The organism is Variovorax sp. YR266 (genome assembly GCF_900107295.1).
In the GTDB taxonomy this organism is placed as follows: domain Bacteria; phylum Pseudomonadota; class Gammaproteobacteria; order Burkholderiales; family Burkholderiaceae_C; genus Variovorax.
Genome location: NZ_FNPM01000001.1, coordinates 1,130,729 through 1,151,307 on the forward strand (window position 1 = coordinate 1,130,729; position 20,579 = coordinate 1,151,307).

Sequence of the window (20,579 nt, forward strand, 5' to 3'; positions counted from 1 at the left end):
GAGTCCGTTCGTTGAAAGCATCAGGCAGGTTGCGCTGCAACGGTACGCGGCACGATGCGCGCCGTGAAGAGCGCCACGATCACGAACACCAGCGCATTGGTCGCCAGCGCCACGAGCCCGATGTTGAGCGACTTGAAGACGACCGGTGCAGCCGGGAACAGCGTACCCAGGTTAGAGCTGGCGGTCATCATGAAGGCCAGCACCGCGCCGCCCGCCAGGATGCCCGCGAAGGCTGCGTGCTTGTTGCCGAAGGGCTTCTTCATGAGGCTGAACAGCAGCGAGGGCAACAGCTGCGTGAGCAGGCTCGACGCGAAGATGGCCACCGACACGATGGTGGTGCCGCCGCGCAGCACGAAGTACACCGCAACCAAGGCAAACACCGGCAGCACGCCGCGCGCCACGCGCGACACCTGCTTGTCGGTGGCGTTGTGGGCGAAGCCTTCCTTGTAGACGTTCTTGCCGATCACGGTGGAGGCCGTGAGCAGAATCATCGAGCCCGGCACCAGCGCCGTGAGCACGCCCGTGCCGCCGATCACGCCGACGAACCATGGGTCGAAGGTGTGCTTTGCCAGCCCGAACAGCGCAAGGTCGACCTCCGAGCCCTTGAGCCCAGGCACCTGCAGGATGGCCGCGAAGCCGACGAGGAACAGGAAGGCGATGACCACCTGGTACAGCGGCATCAGGATGGTGTTGCGGCGCACCGCGCTCGCGCTCCTGGCGGCATACACCGAGGTGAGGTTGAACGGGTACAGGTAGTAGCCCAGCGCCGTCAGCAGGATGGTCGAGTTGTACCAGGTGAGGTTCAGGCCTTCTTTCGGGAACTCGAAGAAGCTGGGGTTGGCCGCGTGGATGGCGGTGAACATGGGCGTGACGCCGCCGTAGTAGTGCCACGGCAGGTAGATGCCGAGGAACACGGCGAGCGCGAGGATGAGCACGTCTTTCACGATGGCGATGCTGGCCGAGCCATGGATGCCCGAGAACAGGATGTAGCTCACCATGACCACGGTGCCGATCCAGATGGCCACCTGCGGCGCGATGGAGCCGTATGAAGCTTCCGACACGATGATGCCGAGCCCGCGCAGCTGGATGGTCAGCAGCGCGACCATGCCCATGAGCGCGACGATGGACACCAGCACGCCGAGCGGGCGGCTGTCGTACTTGTGCGCGAAAAAGTCGGAGAACGACACCAGCTTGTGCGCGGTGGCGTAGCGCCAGATGGCCGGCAGCATCCAGAAGGCCATGAGGTAGGCCAGCCCGCCGTAGGCCAGGATGTAGAAGGCCGGCGAGCCCTTGCTGTAAGACCAGCCGCTGGCGCCCAAAAAGGTGAAGGTGGAAAACGATTCGCCCGCCATCAGCAGGAACACCATGATCGCGCCCAGCCCGCGCCCGCCGAGCGCCCATTGCTCCAGGCTCATGGTGCGGCCGCGCCGCGCGAGCACCGCGAGGCCCAGCGCGCCGACGACGAACAGGGCAATCACGCCGAGTGCGGCGTTCATCGGGCTTCTCCGTTGGCCGCTGTGGGCGCATCGAGGTCGCCTTCGGCGCGGTCGATGACCACCATGATCAGCGAGGTCAGCACCAGCCAGCTGACGTTCCACACCATCAGGAAGGGCATGCCGAACACAAAGGTGGGCGCGACGGAGGACAGCCATCCCCCGCTGAAGAAAGCGGCTACCGGCAGCGCGGCCAGCCATTTGGCGGATTTCATGGGTTGCCTCGATTCCTGTTCTGGTTGAGATTCGAATTCATTTTTGGTTGACCATATACAATTATTTTGGTTAACCAAACGAGACGAATGGTACGGAGCGAGAGGGGCCGAGTCAATCCGGGGGATTTCCCGGAGGCGACACGGCACGGGCAATAATCCCCACGCCTATGCCTTCCACCGCACGCAAATCCCCCACTTCCGCCGCCCCTGCAGAGCCCACCGACGCCGACGAAGCCAACGTGGACGAACGCGTCTACGCCGCCGTGTCGAAGGCACTGCTCAGCGGCAAGCTGCGCCCCGGCACTCCCCTGCGCGAACGCGCACTGGCAGAGGCGCTGGGCTGCACGCGCGGCGCGGTGCGCAAGGTGCTGGCGCGGCTGGGGTCGGAAAAACGGCTGGTGCTGGAGCACAACCGCGGCGCCTTCGTGCCCAACCCGTCGATCGACGACATGCGCGGCATCTACCGCGCGCGCCGCATCGTCGAAGCCGGGCTGGTGACCACGCTGTTCGGCAACCTCGAACGCGAGCAGGTGGCCGCGCTGCGCAAGCACGTGCAGGCGGAGCAGAAGGCGTTCAAGGAAGGCAGGCGTGAAGACTCGATCCGGCTGGCGGGCGACTTTCACCTGCTGCTGGCGGAGATGGCGGGCAGCGACGAGCTGCTGTCGTACATCCGCCGGCTGATTTCGAACACCGAGCTCTACAAGGCGCTGTACGACTCCGCCGAGGCCGCAAGCTGCGCGCCGCGCGAGCATGAGCAGATCATCGAGGCGCTGACGACGGGCAAGTCGCTCGACAAGGCGCTGGCCGTGGCGCTGGAGCACCTCGACGAGCTGGAGCAGCGCGTCATCGCAGGCGCGGCGGCCGAGCAGGAGGTGGACCTGGCGACGCTGCTGAACGGCGGCGGCACCACCGCGCACGGGCACAGCCACTGAGGCATCCACGCTTCGCTCGCGGGCGAAGTGTCGGTTGGCAGGGCTCGCGATGATCGGCGCCATGCACACACTCTCCTCCGCCAGCAAGCCCCACACCAACGTCGCCTTCGAATGGGCACTGCTCGCGCTGCTGGCCACCTGCTGGGGCGCTTCGTACACCTTCATCAAGATCGGCGTGGCGACGATCCCGCCAGTCACGCTGATCGCGGCACGCACGCTGATTGCCGGCCTGCTGCTGCTTGCGGTGCTGCGCATGCGCGGCGTGAAGCTGCCGAAGGAGCCGGCGATTTGGTGGCGCTTCGCGCTGCAGGCATGCCTGAACAGCGTGCTGCCCTTCACGCTCATCGCGTGGGCCGAACGCAGCGTGGATGCGGGCCTGGCAACCATCCTCAACTCGACCTCGCCGATCTTCATCTTCCTGCTGGGGCTGGGCCTTGGCGGCTCCGAGAGGCCCACGCTGCGGCGCCTGTTCGGCGTGGGCGCGGGGCTGGCGGGCATCTGCCTGATCGTCGGCTTCGAGGCGCTGAACGGGCTCGGGCATTCGCTGCTCGCGCAACTCGGGCTGGTGGCCGCCGCCGTCTGCTACGGCTGCGCCGCGATGTTCGGCCGCGTGTTCAAGGGGCTGGACCCGATGGTGCCGGCCGCCGGCTCGCTGCTGAGCGGCACGGCGATGCTGCTGCCCGCGAGCCTTGTCATCGACCGGCCGTGGACGCTCGCGCCGTCTGCCGCTTCGATGATGGCGGTGCTGGCACTCGCAGTGCTTTCCACCGCGCTGGCCTTCACGATCTACTTCCGGCTCATCAAGACGCTGGGGCCGATGTCGACGGCTGCGCAGGCTTATCTGCGCGTGCCTATCGGCGTGATGATCGGCGTGGTGTTTCTTGGCGAAGCACCGGCGCCCACGGCGTGGGCCGGCCTTGCATGCATCATGGCCGGCGTGATCGCGATGACGATGCCGGCGCGCCGGGCGTGAACTGAACCACGGCCCGTAGCTGGCAACTCAGTCGATGCTGATGTTCGCGGCCTTCGCGACCTCGGCCCACTTCACGCGGTTGTCGTGCACGGTCTTCTTGAACTGTGCCGGCGACTCGATGCGCACGGTGTTGCCCTGGCTCTCGAAGCGCTCGCGGATCTCGGGCTGCTCCAGCACCGCCTTCACGGCGGCATTGAGCTTGTCGACGATCTGCGGGTCGGTGCCCTTGGGCGCGAAGATGCCGAACCAGATCGAGCTGTCGAAGCCCTTGGTGCCCGGCAGGCCACTCGATGCGATGGTGGGCACTTCTTTCACTGCCGGCACGGCCGCCGCGGTGGTCACGCCCAGCAGGCGCACCTTGCCGGCCTTGTAGTGCGGAAGGATGGTCTGCACCTGGTTCATGATGCAGCAGGTCTCGCCGCGCACCACCGAGGTAATGGCCTCGGGGCCGCCCTTGTAGGGCACGTGCACCATGTTCAGGCCCAGGCGCGAATTGAATTCGGCAAAGGCCATGTGCGTGCCTGCGCCGTTGCCTGTAGACGCATAGTTGTACTTGCCGGGGTTGGCCTTGACCAGCTCGACGAATTCCTTCAAGGTCTTGACGTTGATCACGTCGGGATTGATCGTGAGCACGTTCGACACGTCGAGCACCGGCGCCACCGGAATGAAGTCGGCTTCCACGTCGAAGGGCAGCTTCTTGTAGAGCGCGGCGTTGCTGCCGTGCGTGGCGGCTGTGCCGAAGGCAAGCGTGTAGCCGTCGGGTTTCGAGTGGGCCACGTAGTCGCTGGCGATGTTGCCTGCGGCGCCAGACTTGTAGTCGATGACGACGGGCCGCCCGAGCTGCTTTGCCAGCGGCTCCTGGATGACGCGGGCCACCACGTCGACGCCCGAGCCGGCCGGAAAGCCCATGATCAGCGTGACGGGTTGTTGCGGCCAGTCCTGTTGAGCGAGGGCGGCGGGCACGGCGAGCGAGGCCGCTGCCAGCAGCAATACACGGCGGGCAAGACGAGTGAGTGGAGAATGGGCCATGACAGTCTTTCGGTCGTTCAGTCTTTTGTCTTCAATGCAGACGGTGCAGGCGCGAATTGTGGCGCGCCGCTGATGCCCGATTCCATATGAGCTTATGCGCGTCGACATGCATGTATCGCGCCTGCTCCCCATAATTGCCCCATGGTCCGTTCCTCCCAACAACTACACACCCCACGCGAGCCCGCGCCCCTGCGCGCGGCCGCCACGGTGCTGCTGCTGCGCGACAGCGCCGCCGGCATCGAAGTGCTGATGACCCGCCGCTCGGCCACCGCCAGTTTCGCGCCCGGCGCCTACGTATTTCCCGGCGGCCATATCGACGACGCCGACGAAGCGGCCAAGCGCATCGCCACGCGCCGCCCCACACAAAGCCGCGTGCAGCGCACGCAGGCCATCGCGGCCATTCGCGAGGCTTTCGAAGAGCTGGGCATCCTGCTGGCGCACCATGCCGACGGAAGCCCTGTCAGAGCCGAAGAAGTCGCCGCAATGGACCGCGGCGACACCGCCGGCACCGCCTTTGCCGACCAGTGCGCGGCACGCGGACTGGTGCTCGACTCAGACCGCGTGTTCACCTTCGCGCACTGGATGACCGATCGCGACCTGCCCAAGCGCTTCGACGTACCCTTTCTGGTGGCGCGCATGCCCGAAGGCCAGACGCCCACCGCCGACGAGAGCGAGCAGTTCGAGCCCAGCTGGGTGCATCCGGCCGATGCGCTCGCGCGCCATGAGGCCGGCACCTTCTTCATGATCTTCCCGACCGTGCGCACGCTGCAGCGCATGGCCGCGTACCCCACCGTCGATGCCCTGCTCGCGGCCTGTGCCAGCGAGGCCCCGCTGTGGACCAGTTGCCCGCGCGCCGGCCTGCTCAAGGGCGAGGACGCGCGCTACATGGAACACGAGTCGCCCTATGGCGAACTCGCTCTGGTGTGCCCCGACGGCCAGCTCCTGCACGCGCTCGACTGGCAGAGCGAGCACCCGGTGCCGCTGCTGAAGAACGTGATGCGCCTCACCGCGCCCAACCCGAGCGCGATGACTGGCCCGGGCACCAACAGCTACATCGTGGGCGACGCGGCGACGGGCTACATCGTGATCGACCCGGGCCCGAACGACTTCGACCACATCGGCCGGCTGTGGCGCGCCGCGAAGGGCGACATCCGCATGATCGTCTGCACGCATTCGCATGCCGACCACTCGCCGGGTGCGGCGCCGCTGCAGGCGCTGTGCAAGAACGGCAAGCCGCCGATCCTGGGCCTGGCCTCGAAGCCGACCGCGCGCGCCACCGCGCGCTTCACGCCCGAGCGCGAACTGGCCGATGGCGAACGCCTCGTGCTGTCGGGCGCCAACGCTGCCAACGAAACCGTCACCCACACGCTGCACGTGATACACACACCCGGCCATGCGGCCAACCACCTGTGCCTGGTGCTGGAAGAAGACGGCCTGCTGTTCTCCGGCGACCACATCCTCAACGGCAGCACCACGGTGGTCGATCCGCCCGATGGCGACATGACGGCGTACCTCGATTCGCTCGACACGCTCGATGCAGCCTGCGAGGCCGGTGGCATCGACTTCATCCTGCCGGCGCACGGCTACGTGATCGGCGTTGCCCGCACCGCCATCGGCATGCTGAAGGCGCACCGCCTGAAGCGCGAAGCCAAGATCGCCGCCGCGATGCAGAAGCTGCCCGAAGGCACACCCGAAGAATGGCTGCCGCTGGCCTACGACGATGTGCCCGAACGCATGTGGCCAGTGGCAGCCCGCTCGCTGGCCGCGCACGTGGCGCGCATCCGCCAACTGGCGGCGCCCCGATGAACATGAAAACTGCTCCCGTCGAAGACGAAGGCATCCGCCTCGCCAAGCGCGTGGCCGCAATGGCCGGCGTGTCGCGGCGCGAAGCCGAGCTGCTGATAGAGAACGGCGCAGTGCGCGTCGATGGCGTGCCGCAGATGCTGCCGCAGTCGCGCGTGCTGCCGCACCAGCAGGTCGATATCGAGGCGGGTGCCAAGCCCGAGCCGGTAGTGCCTGTCACATTGCTTCTGTACAAGCCTGCCGGCATGGCAACCGACACCGCGCACCGCCTGCTGGTGGCTGCGAATCATCACGAGCCCGAGCGCGCCGGACAGCGCTTTCTGCCGGCGCATGCAAAGGCGCAACGCTGCATGACGCCGCTCGAAACCGGCGCCAGCGGGCTGGTCGCGTACACGCAGGAATTCCGCATCGAACGCAAGCTGCAGGAAGACGCCGGCATCCTCGAACACGAGGTGATGGTGGACGTGGCCGGCCCGGTGAGCGCCGAGGTGCTGGCGCGGCTGGAACGCTCGCCCGCGCGCGTGAGCATCAGCCGCCAGAGCGACGAGCAGACGGGCCTGCGCTTCGCGCTCAAGGGCGCGCGGCCTGGGCAGATCGCCAACATCTGCGACGGCGTAGACCTGCGCATTCTGGCGATGCGGCGCATCCGCATCGGCCGCGTGCCGCTGGCGGGGCTTCAGCCCGGGCAGTGGCGCTACCTTGCACCCCACGAACGCTTCTGAAAAACAACAACGAAGAAATAAAGAAGAGAAGAGAAAGAGGACGACAACGACGATGCACCGCATGTTCGCGGCCTGCAATTTTCAGCCAGCGGCCCCGATGGGCCGCCGTCAGGGAGACTGAGCCATGAAGTTCGGACCACCGAGCACCGCCCTGGCCTGCACCGTGCCTTTGGCACTGGTGGCGGGCTGCACGCTTTTCGCGCCACCACCGCCGCCCGCGCCACCGGCACCACCGCCTGCCGTGGTCTCGAAGGACGGCCTGGCGCCCATCACAGAAGAACAGGTCGAGCGCATCCGCGAAGCCATCGGCGGCAAGCCGCCCAGCCCGGCCGTCGGCAAGGTGGTGCGCAGCGCCTCGCCGACCATCGAGTCCTTCGTGCGGACCGAGGGCTGCATCACCGCGCGCAACGGTGCGGTGCTCAACCCCTTTGCCGCGCCCGGCCGCCTGTTCGACGGCACGGGCTTCCAGGGCGGCCCGATGACGGAAATGCAGTACCACGACAAGACCGCCTGCGTGACGGTGAAGCGCATCCAGAACTGGAAGATGGTCACGCCGAAGCTGCTGCGCTTCGAGGTGGTCTACGTGGGCGACGACGGCGAGGAGCGCGCCGTGAAGCGCCATGAGCTGATGCGCCAGCCCAAGGGGGGCTGGCTCTTCACGCGCTGATTCCGCCCCCTCGCGCAGACTGGGACAAACCCGAGGGACAGTGCTTTTCCGCACAGTCCGGGCACCCGGGCGCGCAACAAATGTTGCACAAAGCGTAACGGCATGTACGATCCCTGCCGGCCGAAAGGTGGCAGACCTTGGCCGAGGCTTCATCGCTGCAGACACCCGACATAAACAGGGGGCGCAGCGATGCATTCGAATCACATGTCCGAGGGAGAAACTCATGTTCGCTATCCGCAGCGCCGTTATTCCGGTGTTGGCATCGTTCGTCTTCGCCGGTTGCACGCACCTGCCGGCCACGCAGCCGGTCAAGCCTGAAGTGCTCGGCGCCCTCCAGCCCGTCGAGGTGAAGGTCGGCATCAAGCAGGCCGAGCTGTATGCGGCCTTTGTCCGTTCGAATGCGGCTGCCACCGGTGCCGCGGCATGCGGGGCCGTTCCGGGGTTGGGCATTCTGCTGGCCGCGGCCTGTGGCGGTGCGATGGGCGCGGTGGATGCAAGCGTCAACGCCACGCGGGCCAAGGCGGCCGAAGAGAGCGTTCGCCCGCTTAAGGACGAACTGGTCGACGTGAACTTTGACCAGCTCATGCGCGAGTCGCTCACGCAGTCGCTGCAGTCGGTGCCCAACATGCAACTCGCGGACGTGGCCGTTACCAAGACCGTCACCACGGAGGCGTACGAGAAGACGTTCAAGGGCTCGACGTCGAACGCGGTGATGTTCATCAACCTCGACTACCACCTGTCGCCCGACTTCTCCACGCTGGAAGTCTCGGCGCGAGGCCTGATCTATCCGCGCGGGGCCACGGCGCGCAAGGCGGCCAAGCTGCCGACCGCGCTGTCGGCAACGCCTTCGGAGCCGGCACTTGCGCTGCAGAACGCGACCTACCGCAGCAACATCATCTACCGCGCGAAGCACCCGGCGTCGGGTGACGACGCCACGAAGAACATCGCGGCCTGGAAGGCCGACAACGCTCGCCTGCTGAAGGTGGCGCTGCTGGACGGCATCGCGCAGTCGACGGCGCTGCTGGCCTCCGATCTGCAGAGCAAGCACCCCATCTATGCAGCCGCGACGGCCAATGTCGACACCCCGCTCGGCCTGAAGGCCAACCTGGTGTCGCAACGCAATACCGGCAAGCTGCTTCGCTACCCCGACGGTTCGCTGTACTTCGATGCGGCACTGGCCAACGTGGCAGCCGCAGCGCCGGCGGTTGTGGCTACGTCCCCAGCTACTCCTTCGGCCGATGCAGCCGCCCCGGCGGCGGCAGTGTCCGCCGTGCAGGCTGTCGCGGACACGGCTGCGAAGTGACCCGCATGGGTTGGCGCCGCGCAGCCTGCTGCGCACTGGCGGCGCCGCTGCTCCTGGCGGGCTGCGCGTCGGACAAGGTTGCAGGCCTGCATCGCCGGACTGCAGCTGCACAGCTGCCCCCCACAGCGCCGGCCTGCGCGTTCTCCCTCGGCGGCATCGACGACCAGCGCGACGCGCAGAGCCTGGGCCAGATGGGCCGCACGCACATCGACGGCGCGGGCTTCGACGGATGGTTCAGGAGCGGCATCGCATCGATTCCCGGCTACACGCGCGATGCTGGCGCACCGGCGATCCGGGTCACGGTGCTGAAGGCCTATGTGCACGGCCTCGTCACGCTGAAGTCGGCCAACCTCGTCGTGCGCGTGCAGTTTCCGCCGGAGGGTTCGGGCGCGACAACGACGACGAAAACCTATCGCGGCTTCGACGACTCGATGAACTGGTCCACGTCCGAGAGCGAAATCCAGGAAGCCTTCAACACGGCACTGGACAGCCTCACCGCGCAGATCGGCACGGACCTGAAGAAGCGCTGCAAGGGCTGACTCACGCCGTGAGCGTGCGGGCCTTCTGCGCGCGCAGCGCCACCGCAAACGACAGCTGCGCCACGATGCCCGCCCCCGCCAGCACGATGGCCGATGCCAGCGCGGGGTTGCGGTGGCCCATGCCCGCGAGCGCCGTGCACAGCGCGCCCACGGCCATCTGCGTGAAGCCGTAAAGGCCCGAGGCCGAGCCGATGACCTGCGGGTTCACGCTGATTGCCTGCGTGAGCGCGGCCGGCGAGGCCATGCCGGCGCCGACCGTGAACAGGAACATGCAGGCGACGATGAGCGGCACCGAAAGATGATCGGTCAGCGCCGCGCCCAGCAGCACGAAGGCCGCGGCCACGCTCAGCGCATTCGAGCGAACCATGAGACGGTCGACCCGCACACGCGAGATCAGATGGCTGGTGAGGAAGCTGCCGAGCCACACGCCCGACACCAGGATGGCGAGGTAGATGCCCGCCTCGTGCGCCGGCCGGTGCAGCTGGTCCACGAAGATGAAGGGCGCCGAAGCGATGAAGGCATACATCGACGTGGTGGCGCAGCCGCCGCCGACCGAGAAGCCGAGAAAGGCCGGCGAGGCCAGCAGCTTCCTGTAGTTGCGGGCGAGCTCACGCGCATTGACAGCCGCGCCGGGCGCGCCGGTTTCGGGCAGCAGGCGCCAGGTGAACAGGAAGCCGATGACGCCGAGGGCAAAGAGCGCGTAGAAGATCGAGCGCCAGCCCAATGCGGTGGCGAGCGCACCGCCGAGCAGCGGCGCGAGGCTCGGGCCGATGGTGACCATCAGGTTCATCAGCGCAAGGCGACGCGTGGCCTCTTGCGGCTCGGCCGTGTCGCGCACGATGCTGCGGCCGAGCACGAGGCCGGCGCAGCCACCGACCGCCTGGAACAGGCGCGCCGCGATGAGCGAATGCACTTCGGGCGCGACCGCAGCCGCAAGACCCGCCACGCAATACAGCCCCAGCCCGAACAGCAACACCGGCCGTCGCCCGTAGCGATCGGCCAGCGGGCCGTACACCAGCTGGCCCACTGCCAGGCCGAAGATGTAGAGGCTCACCGTCATCTGCATGGCGCCGATGCCTGCGCCGAGGCTCTTCGCGGCAATGGGCAGCGCGGGCACGAAGATGTGCATGGCCAGCGTGCCGCTGAAGGTGACCAGCGCCAGCAGCCACAGCGGCGCGTGGGGGCGGCGCTGTGGCTCGGAGGTGATGGCGGCGGTCATTGCTTGGTGATGGTTGCGCCGCCGGTCAGGTTGCCTTGCGCAAGGCTCGTATCTTCAGGCTCCCAGCCGCCGCCCAGCGCCATGAAAAGCATGACCTGGTCGTCGGACAGCTGCGCTTCGCTGGCGGCCAGCGCGGACTCGCTGGCGGCCAGCGCGCGCTCGGCGTCGAGCGAATCGAGGTAGCCGGTGCGGCCGTTCTGGTAGAGCTGGCGCGCCTGCCGCGCGACGATGGCGCTCTGGTCGCGCGAGGCTTCCAGCGCAGCGCGGCGGTCGAGTTCGCGGGCGTAGTTGCCGAGCGCGGTCTCTGTCTCGCGCAGCGCGGTGAGCACGGTGCCGTCGAACTTGGCGAGCGCGCCGCGCGTGCCGGCCTCGGCTTGTGCGATGCGCGCCTGGACCACGCCGGTGTTCGGGATCGTCCACGAGATCAGCGGGCCGAGGCTGTAGCTCATGCTGTCCTTGCGCCCGAAATCGGCGGCGGTGCTGGCCGACATTGCCGACAGGCCGATCGACACGTGCGGGTACAGGTCGGCCGTGGCGACGCCGATGCGCGCGGTGGACGCGGCCAGCGTGCGCTCGGCCTGGCGGATGTCGGGCCGGCGGCGCAGCAGCTGCGCGCCGTCGCCCACGGGCAGCACACCGGCCACGCGCGGCGGCGTGGTGCAGCCGGCCACCTCGCGCGGAAAGTCTTGCGGCAGCGCGCCGGTGAGCGTGGCCAGGCGGTACAGCGCGGCCTGGCGGCTGGCCTGCAGCGGCGGCAACGCGGCGTTGAGCGATTGCAGCTGCGCACGCGCGCGGCCCGCATCGATGGCGCCGGCGCGCCCGGCCTTCTGCAGGCGCTCGGTGACGTTCACCGCGTCTTTCTGCAGGTCGACGGACTTCTGCGCGATCTCCAGGCGCAAGCCGGTGGAACAGGCTTCGGCGTAGGCGCGCGCGGTGCCCGCTGCGACGTTGACGCGCACCAGGTCGAGCGCGGCTTCGGCCGCTTCGGTGTTGGCGGCGGACGCCTCGATGGCGCGGCGCAGCTGGCCGAACAGGTCGACCTGGTACGACAGCGAGGCGCCCAGGCTGTAGTTGAAGGTGCTCGGCGGCTCGTAGCCGCGCTGCAGCAACTGGATGCCCGACTGGTGGCCGAACGACGGGCCGCCGTTCACGCCGATGGTGGGGTACTTGCCGCCGGCCACTTCGTCGTCGATGGCGCGCTCGCGCTCGAGGTTAGCCACGGCCTGGCGCAGGTCGGTGTTGTGCGCGAGAGCCTGCTCGACGAGCCTGTCGAGCAGCGGGTCGTGGTACAGGCGCCACCAGTGCGCAGGCAGCGGCGCGGCGTTGGCGGGCGCCTCGGCGAAGGGCTTGCCGGCAGCGCTCTGGCTGGCGAGCGCCTCGGGCGGCTGCTTGTAGTCGGGGCCGACCGCCGCGCAGGCCGCGAGCCCGGCGGCGACGGCCAGCGATGCAAGGCGAAATGCGAAGCGGGTCATGCTGTTCATCCCTTCTGCGGCGCCGGGGTCGTTGCCACCGTCTTCTGCGCCGCCTTGTTCTCCAGCACCTGCACCGTCACCGTCTGGCCCGCAACAAGGCGCGCGCCCTGCGGCAGCGGATCGAGCTTGATGCGCACCGGAATGCGCTGCGCGAGCCGCACCCAGTTGAAGGTGGGGTTCACGCTGGGCAGCAGGTTGGCGCTGGTGGAGCGGTCGTGGTCGGCGATGCCGGCGGCCACGCTGTCGACCGCGCCTTCGAACACCGCGCCGCCGCCCATGGGCGTGACGCGCACGCGGTCGCCGAGGTGGATGCGGGGCAGCTTGGTTTCTTCGAAATAGCCTTCGACGTAGAACGACTGCGCATCGACCAGCGCGAGCACCGGGCGGCCCGCAGCGGCGTAGCTGCCCTGGCGCAGGTCGAGGTTGGTGACGAGGCCGTCGGTGGGCGCGCGCACCTGGGCGCGCTGCAGGTTGAGGCGGGCCGAATCGAGCGCCACTTCGGCCTGCGCAACCGCGGCCTGCATCTGCTCGACGCGCGAGCGGGTCTGTTCGCGCGACTCCTTCGAGATCAGGTCGTCGAGCCCCGTGTTGCGCGTGTTCTCGCGCTGCGCCTGGGCGCTCTGGGCGCGCTGCGCGGCGAGCACGGCCTGGGCCTGGCGCACGGCAAGGTCGTAGCGCGCGCGGTCCACCTCGAACAGCAGCGTGCCGGCGGCGACCGGCTGGTTGTCGCGGATCGGCACGGCGGTGACGAGGCCCGACACGTCGGGCGCGATCTGCACGACGTTGGCGCGTACGCGGCCGTCGCGCGTCCACGGTGCGAGTTCGTAGTGGTCCCACAGTCGCAGGCCGGCCCACACGGCGGCGGCCACCACGACCACGGTGAAAAGAACGCGCCCGAGGCGCTGGGCCCACGGATTTTCTGCGGAAGGACTGGTGGTGGCTTTCATGGAGATCTCGTTGTCTGTTTGTTTATTGGAGGTAGGAGGTGACGCGGCTCAGCGCGTAGAGCAGCAGCAGGTAGAGCGCCATGTCGAACAGCGCCGGATGCCACACCCAGCGGTACACGCCGGTGGCCGCGAGCAGGCGGCGCACGCCCCACAGCGCGAGCAGCGCGCCGAGGGCCAGCACCATGATCCAGGGCAGGTAGAGGCCGTAGAAACTGGCTTCGCCGATCATGCGGAAGCTCCTTGCCTGGACGCGCCCAGCATCGGCGGTGCGTCGGGAAAAAGATTGCGGCGCAGGCCGACCAGTGCGGTAACGGCGGCGCGCGACGTCGATGAAGCAGCGGTGTCGCGCGCTTCGAGCATTGCGTTCAGCGCCTCGTCGATCTGCGGCAGCAGGCCCGGCGGACGCGGGTTCATGCGGCCTTCCGAACGCTGGCGGAAGAAGCGCGAGATGCCGCCCAGCAGCGCGGCCGATGTAGCCAGCGGCAGCTGGGCGCGCACGCGCTGCAGCACGGCGATGTCGGCGCCCATGCGCAGGTCGCGCAGCGCATCGTTGGCCGCCACGCCTTCGACGGTGCCGCCGGCCTGCGCGATGCGCGGCGCGAGCAGGCCGATGCGGTCGAGCATGCGCACGGCATAAGCATCGCTCTGCGCGTACTGCGGTTGAGAAGACGCGGCCATGTCGCCGAGTTCGCGCCATGTGGCGCGCTGGATGCGGCGCGCGCTCCAGTCGGCGCCCACCGAACGCACCAGGCGGGTGACTCGCGCAGCAACGACCACGCCGACGATCTGGCCGATCATGCTGTTAAGGAAGCTCACGAGATCGGAGCTGGCCGTGTCGTGCAGCGCGAGCGTGCCGGCCACGCCGAAGATCAGCGCCATCGCGGGCATGAAATGCGTCGGGCGCGGCAGGTAGAGGCCCAGCAGCAGGAAGAGCGGCGCGCAGATGACCACGAGCATGCCGAAGTCCTGCACCGTGGGCATCAGCACCAGCACATAGAGCGCCGAGATCGGAATGGACAACAGCGTCCACTTCAGGAAGCCGTGGATCGCCGGCACGGGGTCGTCCATGGTGGCGAAGAAGCAGCAGAAGACGGCAGCCATCATGGTCGCGGCCGAGCCCATGGGCCAGCCGGTGACGATCCAGAACGCGCCGCACAGGCAGATGGCGATGACGGCCGCAAGCGCGGACAGCAGCGCCATGCCGTAGTCGCGGTGCAGCACTCGACTGCCGAGCGCTGCCGTGCGGCGCAGCGGAGCGGCGCCCTTGAGGCCTTCGTCGATGTCCAGGCGCAGCTGGGCGCAGGCGGTCCAGCCGTCGACGAGTTCTGCGAGACGGCCTGCGAGGCCGATGCGCAGGGCGCGGCCCCATGGAGTCTGTTGCTCCGCGCTCGCGGGTGTGGCGCCCAGCACGTCGATGGCGCGGCGCAGGGCTTGCAGGCGTTCGGCGCGGGTTGCTGCATCGCCGGTGGGTTCTGCTTCTTCACGCAGCCACTGTGCGGCCTGTGAGAGCACGGCAGCCACATCGGGTGCGAGCCGGCCTTCGGCCTGCTCCAGCGCCTGCAGGCGGTCTTCGACGGCCGACAGGGCCGGAGTGAGCGCGGCAACGCGGTCCTGCATGGCGCGGATGGCGCCGGCGGTCCAGCGCAGGTGCGTGGTGTCGAAGGGCACATGGGTGGAGAGCAGGCGCAGCTGCGTGATGTCGCCGGCGAGGCGGCGGCGGTCGTCGTCGAGGCGTTTCGGATCGGCGTTGCTGCTGCGGCCGGCAGGCTGCAGCAGGTCGCCGAGCCACTTGCGCGCGTCTTGCAGCGTGCGGTCGAGCAGGCCCAGCACGGTCGGAGCAAGCCCCGCGGGCAGCACGAGGCTGTGGACCAGCGTGGCGCAGAAGATGCCGAGGCCGATTTCTTCCACGCGCGCCACGGCGGTGTCGAACAGCGCGAGCGGCGTCTGCACCGACGGAAAGCCGATCAGTGCCGCCGTGTAGCCCGCGAGCATGAACACATACGAGCGCGGCGTGCGGTCGAGCAGCGAGATGCACAGGCACAGCCCGACCCACAGCGCGAGCACCAGCGTCAGCAGCTCGGGCGCGTTGGACAGCGCGGGCACCAGCAGCACGGTGGCGGTGCTGCCGATGAGCGTGCCGAAGAAGCGGTACGCCGCCTTGGAACGCACGGCGCCGGCCAGCGGATGGGCAACGATGTAGGTGGTCATGAGCGCCCAGAACGGACGCGGCAGGCCGGCGCGGCTGGCAAGGTACATCGCCAGCATGGCCGCGGCGAAGCTCTTGCCGGAAAAGAGAAGCTCCGCGCGGCTGAAGCGCGGCAGGCTGAGCGCGGCCATTTACTTGCGCCCTTCTTGCGGCGGCTGCGCGGCGCGGCCCAGGCGCTCTTCGAGCACGGCGAACACGCGCAGGCAGGCGGCGATGTCTTCGTCCGGCACGCCTTCGAACATTGCGGTGCGCATCAGGCTCAGCGCTGCCTCGATGGGCGCGCAGGCGGCCTTGCCGGCTTCGGTGAGATGCAGGGTCTTGGCGCGGCGGTCGGACGGATCTTCGTGCCGCTCGACGAAACCGGCCTCGACCAGCTGATCGAGCGAGCGCACCAGCGAAGGGCCTTCGATGCCCAGCGCCTCGGCCAGCACGCCCTGGCGCACTTCGCCGTTCATGCGGCCGAGCATCACGATCGGCCAAGCCAGCGATTGCGACACCCCGACGTGCGCCACCGCCTTGTCTGCATGGGCGCGGTAGCCGCGCTGCAGCACCGAAAGCGACATGCCGAGCCGCATCAGCGCGTTTTCGCGTGTCGGTTGGGAGTTGTCGGAGTCGGTCACGGTAGCCGTCTATTAATTAGCATGCTATCTATTGTACGGGTAACTACCAATCCCTGCTGGCGGCAAGGCTGTCGCCCGCCTTCAGGCCGAAGGCGCGAAAAAAGAAAAACGGGAAGAAGAAAAGTGTGAAGCCCGCCGATAAGCCGGATTCTGTGCATCGAGGGCCTCTTGCGAAGCCCTCGACGTGACCGCCATTACTCTGGGCCGTCTGTCACCAGACGGCTCGATGCCACCTACCCGCCAGCTCAGCGGAACCACCTCAATACTGGCCTACTTGGTGTTGCTGCGCGCAGAGATTGCCCGTTTCACCCGAACTTAATCGGCTCGTCTCTGTTGCTCTGATCCTCACCTCACGGTGGAGAGTCGTTAACTCCTGCGCTGTCCTATGCAGTCCGGACGTTCCTCCAGTGCGCTCTTTCGAGACTTGCACCAGCGGCGGTCTGGCGTGCTTCACGGGGCGGATTATCGCCTCACGGGCGAAAGCGCCTTTTCAGGCGATGCTGCGCCGCTATTTGTAACCCGCCGCCTCGTCGGCCCGAACTAAGGGCATGACGCAAAACACCAGACGCCGCTTCGCCATTGCCGCTGGCACTTCGACCCTGGGGCTGGCCATTGCCCAGTTCTTCGGCTGGGGCACACGCCCTGCGCAAGCGGCGGAGAACGAGAAATTCGAAGTCACGCACACCGAGGCCGAATGGCGCAAGCTGCTCACCGCGAGCCAGTTCTCGGTGCTGCGCCAGGAAGGCACCGAGCGGCCCTACACGAGCCCGCTCAACGACGAGCACCGGGCCGGGCGCTTCAGCTGCGCGGGCTGCGCGCTCGACCTGTTCTCCTCGAAGACCAAGTTCGACAGCCGCACCGGCTGGCCGAGCTTCTGGCAGCCGCTCGACAAGGCCGTGGGCGAGCACCAGGACCGGTCTTTCGGCATGGCGCGCACGGAAGTGCACTGCCGCCGCTGCGGCGGCCATCTGGGTCATGTGTTCGACGACGGGCCCAAGCCCACCGGGCTGCGCTACTGCATGAACGGCGTGGCGATGACCTTCACGCCTGGAGCGGCATAGGAGTCGCAGGGGTCATGGGCTGGTCTCACAATGCGCGCTGTCCGTCCGACAAACGCATTGACCCAAGGAGACTCCGTCCATGAAGGCCCAGAACATCCTCGAGACCATCGGCAACACACCGCACATCCGCATCAACCGCCTGTTCGGCAATGCGAAGCAGCAGGTGTGGATCAAGTCGGAGCGCGCCAATCCCGGCGGCTCCATCAAGGACCGCATCGCGCTGTCGATGGTGGAAGACGCCGAGAAAAGCGGCGCGCTCAAGCCCGGTGGCACCATCGTCGAGCCCACCTCGGGCAATACCGGCATCGGCCTTGCCATGGTGGCGGCCGTCAAGGGCTACAAGCTGATCCTGGTGATGCCCGACAGCATGTCCATCGAACGCCGCCGCCTGATGCTGGCCTACGGCGCCTCGTTCGACCTGACACCGCGCGCCAACGGCATGAAGGGCTCCATCGCCCGCGCTGAGGAAATCGTGGCCGGCACGCCCGGTGCGTGGATGCCGCAGCAGTTCAACAACCCCGCGAATGTCGAAGTGCACGTGCGCACCACGGCAGAGGAAATCGCGGCCGACTTTCCTGATGGCATCGACGTGCTGATCACCGGCGTGGGCACGGGCGGCCACATCACGGGCGTGGCGCAGGTGCTGAAGAAGAAGTGGCCGAAGCTGCAGGTGTTCGCGGTCGAGCCGGTGGCTTCGCCGGTCATTTCCGGCGGCGCGCCGGCGCCGCACCCCATCCAGGGCATCGGCGCGGGCTTTATTCCGAAGAACCTCGACACCTCGCTGCTCGACGGCGTGCTGCAGGTCGATGCCGAACCGGCGCGAGAAATGGCCCGCCGCTGCGCGCGCGAGGAAGGCATGCTGGTCGGCATTTCGTCGGGTGCCACGCTCGCTGCCATCGCGCAGAAGCTGCCCTCGCTGGCACCCGATGCGGTGGTGCTGGGCTTCAACTACGACACCGGCGAGCGCTATCTGTCGGTAGAGGGCTTCCTGCCCGCTTGATCTGGCTCGCCCCCAGGCTACGCGCACTTCGTGTCGCTTCGCCAACCCCCTACCGGGGGCAACACCAGCGGCCCGGCAAAGCCGGTTCCGCGGTGTTCCACGAACGACGAAGCTAAAATGGCCGGCTGCTTGATAGTCACAAGCCCCATGCCATGCTGAGAATCTCCGAACTCAAACTCCCGCTCGACCACGCGCCCGACGCGCTGGTCACCCTGATCGCCAGGACGCTCGACGTTCCGCTCGACGCGATCGCCTCCCACACCGTCTACAAGCGCAGCTTCGACGCGCGCAAGGTCGAACTGCTCACGGTCTACATCTGCGACGTGCAGCTGGCCGATGCCAAGCTGGAAGCCGCGCTGCTCGCCAAGCACGCGGGCCATCCGCACATCCAGGCCGCTCCGGACATGCGCTACACGCCACCGGCCAATGCGGCAGAAGGCACTGCCCGGCCGGTGGTGATCGGCTTCGGCCCCTGCGGCATCTTCGCGGCGCTGATGCTCGCGAAGATGGGCTTCAAGCCCATCGTGCTCGAACGCGGCAAGACCGTGCGCCAGCGCACCCGCGACACCTGGGGCCTGTGGCGCAAGAGCGTGCTCAACCCCGAGTCGAACGTGCAGTTCGGCGAAGGCGGCGCCGGCACCTTCTCGGACGGCAAGCTCTACAGCCAGATCAAGGACCCGCGCTTCCTCGGCCGCAAGGTGATGGAAGAGTTCGTGAAGGCCGGCGCGCCGCCCGAAATCCTTTACGTCGCGCATCCGCACATCGGCACCTTCAAGCTGGTGAAGGTGGTCGAGAACATCCGCGAGCAGATCGTGGCGCTGGGCGGCGAGATCCGCTTCGAGCAGCGCGTGACGGACGTGCACATCGAAGACGGCCACCTGCGCGGCCTCACCGTGCTCGACCAGACGACCGGCCAAAGCAGCGAGCTGCGTGCCGACCACGTGGTGATGGCGCTGGGCCACAGCTCGCGCGACACCTTCGAGATGCTGCACAAGCGCGGCGTGCACATCGAGGCCAAGCCCTTCTCCATCGGCTTCCGCGTGGAGCATCCGCAGGGCCTGATCGACCGCGCGCGCTGGGGCCGCCATGCGGGCCACCCGCTGCTCGGCGCGGCCGACTACAAGCTGGTGCACCACGCGAGCAACGGCCGCTCGGTCTACAGCTTCTGCATGTGCCCCGGCGGCACCGTGGTCGCAGCCACCAGCGAGCCGGGCCGCGTGGTCACCAACGGCATGAGCCAGTACTCGCGCAACGAGCGCAACGCCAACGCGGGCATCGTGGTGGGCATCGACCCGCGCGATTTCCCAGGATGGGAATCCAATTCCTCCGGCGATGCGCTCGCGGGCATCGCACTGCAGCGCGAACTCGAAAGCAACGCCTTCGTGCTCGGCGGCGGCGACTACCGCGCGCCGGGCCAGCTGGTGGGCGACTTCATCGCCGGCAAGCCCTCTACGGCGCTCGGCAGCGTGACGCCGTCGTACAAGCCGGGCGTGACCCCGACCGACCTGCACAAGGCCCTGCCTGCCTACGCCATCGAGGCCATGCGCGAGGCCTTCCCCGCCTTCGGCCGCAAGATCAAGGGCTTCGACACGCACGACGCGGTGCTCACCGGCGTCGAGACGCGCACCTCGTCGCCCATCCGCATCACGCGCGGCGACGACTTCCAGAGCCTCAATGTGCGCGGTCTGTACCCCGCCGGCGAAGGCGCGAGCTACGCGGGCGGCATCCTGTCAGCTGGTGTCGACGGCATCAAGGTGGCCGAGGCCGTGGCGCACGGCGTGCTGGCCGAGGCCGAACGCGAACGCACCGCGAGCGTCTGATGCAAGTCATGCACTTCGAGCGCCCCACCCTCGGCCAGCTGACCGCCGCCACGCTCGCGATGGCAGCCGTGGTGCTGGCTTCCAACATCCTCGTGCAGTTCGCCATCAACGACTGGCTGACCTGGGGCGCCTTCACGTACCCGGTGGCGTACCTCGTGAGCGACCTCGTCAACCGGCGCTTCGGCCCCGGCATGGCGCGGCGCGTGGCATGGGTCGGCTTTGCCGTCGCCGTGGGAATCTCGCTGCTGCTCGCGCCGGTGCGCATCGCGGCGGCCTCGGGGCTGGCCTTCATCGCTTCGCAGCTACTCGACATCGGTGTGTTCGACCGGCTGCGGCGCGGCCTCTGGTGGCGCGCCCCGCTGGTGGCCACGGTGATTGCAGCGGTGCTCGACAGCATCGTGTTCTGGGGCATCGCCTTCGCGGGCACCGAAGGCCCTTGGTTCACGTGGGCGCTGGGCGACCTCGCCGTGAAGCTCGCCGTTGGCGTGCTGATGCTGCTGCCGTTCCGGCTGCTGATCGGCCGGCAGGCGGCGCGGGCTTCGGCCCTGGGCCACTGAG

20 protein-coding genes and 1 other RNA gene are annotated in these 20,579 nt (G+C 68.1%); 11 read left to right on the forward strand and 10 right to left on the reverse strand.

Annotated elements, in window-relative coordinates; genetic code table 11:
* Positions 1-20 precede the first annotated feature (20 nt).
* Both BLW48_RS05250 and BLW48_RS05255 read right to left on the reverse strand, forming a co-directional pair.
* Complete coding sequence (locus tag BLW48_RS05250) at positions 21-1,496, reverse strand: sodium:solute symporter family protein (RefSeq protein WP_093173124.1); 1,476 nt, start codon at positions 1,494-1,496, stop codon at positions 21-23.
* Positions 1,493-1,708, reverse strand: coding sequence for a DUF3311 domain-containing protein (locus BLW48_RS05255; protein WP_093173126.1), 216 nt, complete (start codon positions 1,706-1,708; stop codon positions 1,493-1,495). The genes BLW48_RS05250 and BLW48_RS05255 overlap by 4 nt, the downstream gene beginning before the upstream one ends.
* Positions 1,709-1,875: 167 nt before the next feature.
* On the opposite strand from BLW48_RS05255, the gene BLW48_RS05260 reads away from it, so the two are divergent.
* Together BLW48_RS05260 and BLW48_RS05265 are read left to right on the forward strand one after the other, a co-directional pair.
* Positions 1,876-2,640 carry a GntR family transcriptional regulator gene (locus BLW48_RS05260; protein WP_093056332.1) on the forward strand — a complete coding sequence of 255 codons (765 nt, stop codon included), beginning with the start codon at positions 1,876-1,878 and terminating at the stop codon, positions 2,638-2,640.
* Between the two features lie 61 nt (positions 2,641-2,701).
* On the forward strand, positions 2,702-3,613 hold the full coding sequence (locus BLW48_RS05265) for a DMT family transporter (RefSeq protein WP_093173280.1): 912 nt from the start codon (positions 2,702-2,704) through the stop codon (positions 3,611-3,613).
* Between the two features lie 27 nt (positions 3,614-3,640).
* Here the strand turns inward: BLW48_RS05265 and BLW48_RS05270 are convergent, their stop codons facing one another.
* Positions 3,641-4,642 (reverse strand): Bug family tripartite tricarboxylate transporter substrate binding protein, encoded by a 1,002-nt coding sequence (locus BLW48_RS05270; protein ID WP_177142271.1) that lies wholly within the window; start codon positions 4,640-4,642, stop codon positions 3,641-3,643.
* 141 nt (positions 4,643-4,783) lie between these two features.
* On the opposite strand from BLW48_RS05270, the gene BLW48_RS05275 reads away from it, so the two are divergent.
* The 5 genes from BLW48_RS05275 to BLW48_RS05295 all read left to right on the forward strand — a co-directional run bounded on the left by BLW48_RS05275 (position 4,784) and on the right by BLW48_RS05295 (position 9,676).
* Positions 4,784-6,448, forward strand: coding sequence for an MBL fold metallo-hydrolase (locus tag BLW48_RS05275; protein ID WP_093173130.1), 1,665 nt, complete (start codon positions 4,784-4,786; stop codon positions 6,446-6,448).
* A 2-nt stretch (positions 6,449-6,450) separates the two neighbouring features.
* Positions 6,451-7,167, forward strand: a complete 717-nt coding sequence (locus BLW48_RS05280; protein ID WP_093173282.1) for an RNA pseudouridine synthase — start codon at positions 6,451-6,453, stop codon at positions 7,165-7,167.
* 124 nt (positions 7,168-7,291) lie between these two features.
* A complete protein-coding gene (locus BLW48_RS05285) occupies positions 7,292-7,834 on the forward strand; it encodes a hypothetical protein (RefSeq protein ID WP_093173132.1) in 543 nt (180 codons plus the stop codon).
* Between the two features lie 223 nt (positions 7,835-8,057).
* The gene (locus BLW48_RS05290) at positions 8,058-9,137 is read left to right on the forward strand and encodes a hypothetical protein (RefSeq protein WP_093173134.1); all 1,080 of its coding nucleotides are present in this window, start codon (positions 8,058-8,060) and stop codon (positions 9,135-9,137) included.
* 5 nt (positions 9,138-9,142) lie between these two features.
* On the forward strand, positions 9,143-9,676 hold the full coding sequence (locus BLW48_RS05295; protein WP_093173136.1) for a hypothetical protein: 534 nt from the start codon (positions 9,143-9,145) through the stop codon (positions 9,674-9,676).
* Between the two features lies 1 nt (position 9,677).
* Here the strand turns inward: BLW48_RS05295 and BLW48_RS05300 are convergent, their stop codons facing one another.
* From BLW48_RS05300 to rnpB, 7 genes are all read right to left on the reverse strand, one after another.
* On the reverse strand, positions 9,678-10,895 hold the full coding sequence (locus tag BLW48_RS05300; protein WP_093056338.1) for a multidrug effflux MFS transporter: 1,218 nt from the start codon (positions 10,893-10,895) through the stop codon (positions 9,678-9,680).
* Positions 10,892-12,376, reverse strand: coding sequence for an efflux transporter outer membrane subunit (locus tag BLW48_RS05305; protein ID WP_093173138.1), 1,485 nt, complete (start codon positions 12,374-12,376; stop codon positions 10,892-10,894). The genes BLW48_RS05300 and BLW48_RS05305 overlap by 4 nt, the downstream gene beginning before the upstream one ends.
* Positions 12,373-13,314 carry an efflux RND transporter periplasmic adaptor subunit gene (locus tag BLW48_RS05310; RefSeq protein WP_093173140.1) on the reverse strand — a complete coding sequence of 314 codons (942 nt, stop codon included), beginning with the start codon at positions 13,312-13,314 and terminating at the stop codon, positions 12,373-12,375. Before BLW48_RS05310 ends, BLW48_RS05305 begins: the two co-directional genes overlap by 4 nt.
* 22 nt (positions 13,315-13,336) lie before the next feature.
* Complete coding sequence (locus BLW48_RS05315) at positions 13,337-13,543, reverse strand: DUF1656 domain-containing protein (protein ID WP_093056341.1); 207 nt, start codon at positions 13,541-13,543, stop codon at positions 13,337-13,339.
* Complete coding sequence (locus BLW48_RS05320; protein WP_093173142.1) at positions 13,540-15,651, reverse strand: FUSC family protein; 2,112 nt, start codon at positions 15,649-15,651, stop codon at positions 13,540-13,542. Before BLW48_RS05320 ends, BLW48_RS05315 begins: the two co-directional genes overlap by 4 nt.
* Positions 15,652-16,095: a MarR family winged helix-turn-helix transcriptional regulator gene (locus BLW48_RS05325; protein ID WP_093056399.1), complete on the reverse strand. Its 444-nt coding sequence runs from the start codon at positions 16,093-16,095 to the stop codon at positions 15,652-15,654.
* A gap of 168 nt (positions 16,096-16,263) precedes the next feature.
* Positions 16,264-16,592, reverse strand: an RNA gene (gene rnpB / locus BLW48_RS05330) — RNase P RNA component class A.
* A 96-nt stretch (positions 16,593-16,688) separates the two neighbouring features.
* On the opposite strand from rnpB, the gene msrB reads away from it, so the two are divergent.
* The 4 genes from msrB to BLW48_RS05350 all read left to right on the forward strand — a co-directional run bounded on the left by msrB (position 16,689) and on the right by BLW48_RS05350 (position 20,578).
* On the forward strand, positions 16,689-17,201 hold the full coding sequence (msrB, locus tag BLW48_RS05335) for a peptide-methionine (R)-S-oxide reductase MsrB (RefSeq protein ID WP_093173144.1): 513 nt from the start codon (positions 16,689-16,691) through the stop codon (positions 17,199-17,201).
* 79 nt (positions 17,202-17,280) lie between these two features.
* Positions 17,281-18,201: a cysteine synthase A gene (gene cysK, locus BLW48_RS05340; protein ID WP_093056344.1), complete on the forward strand. Its 921-nt coding sequence runs from the start codon at positions 17,281-17,283 to the stop codon at positions 18,199-18,201.
* A 152-nt stretch (positions 18,202-18,353) separates the two neighbouring features.
* Entirely contained in the window at positions 18,354-20,021 is a 1,668-nt protein-coding gene (locus BLW48_RS05345) for an NAD(P)/FAD-dependent oxidoreductase (protein WP_093173146.1), read from the forward strand.
* Positions 20,021-20,578: a VUT family protein gene (locus tag BLW48_RS05350; RefSeq protein WP_093173148.1), complete on the forward strand. Its 558-nt coding sequence runs from the start codon at positions 20,021-20,023 to the stop codon at positions 20,576-20,578. The genes BLW48_RS05345 and BLW48_RS05350 overlap by 1 nt, the downstream gene beginning before the upstream one ends.
* Position 20,579 lies beyond the last annotated feature (1 nt).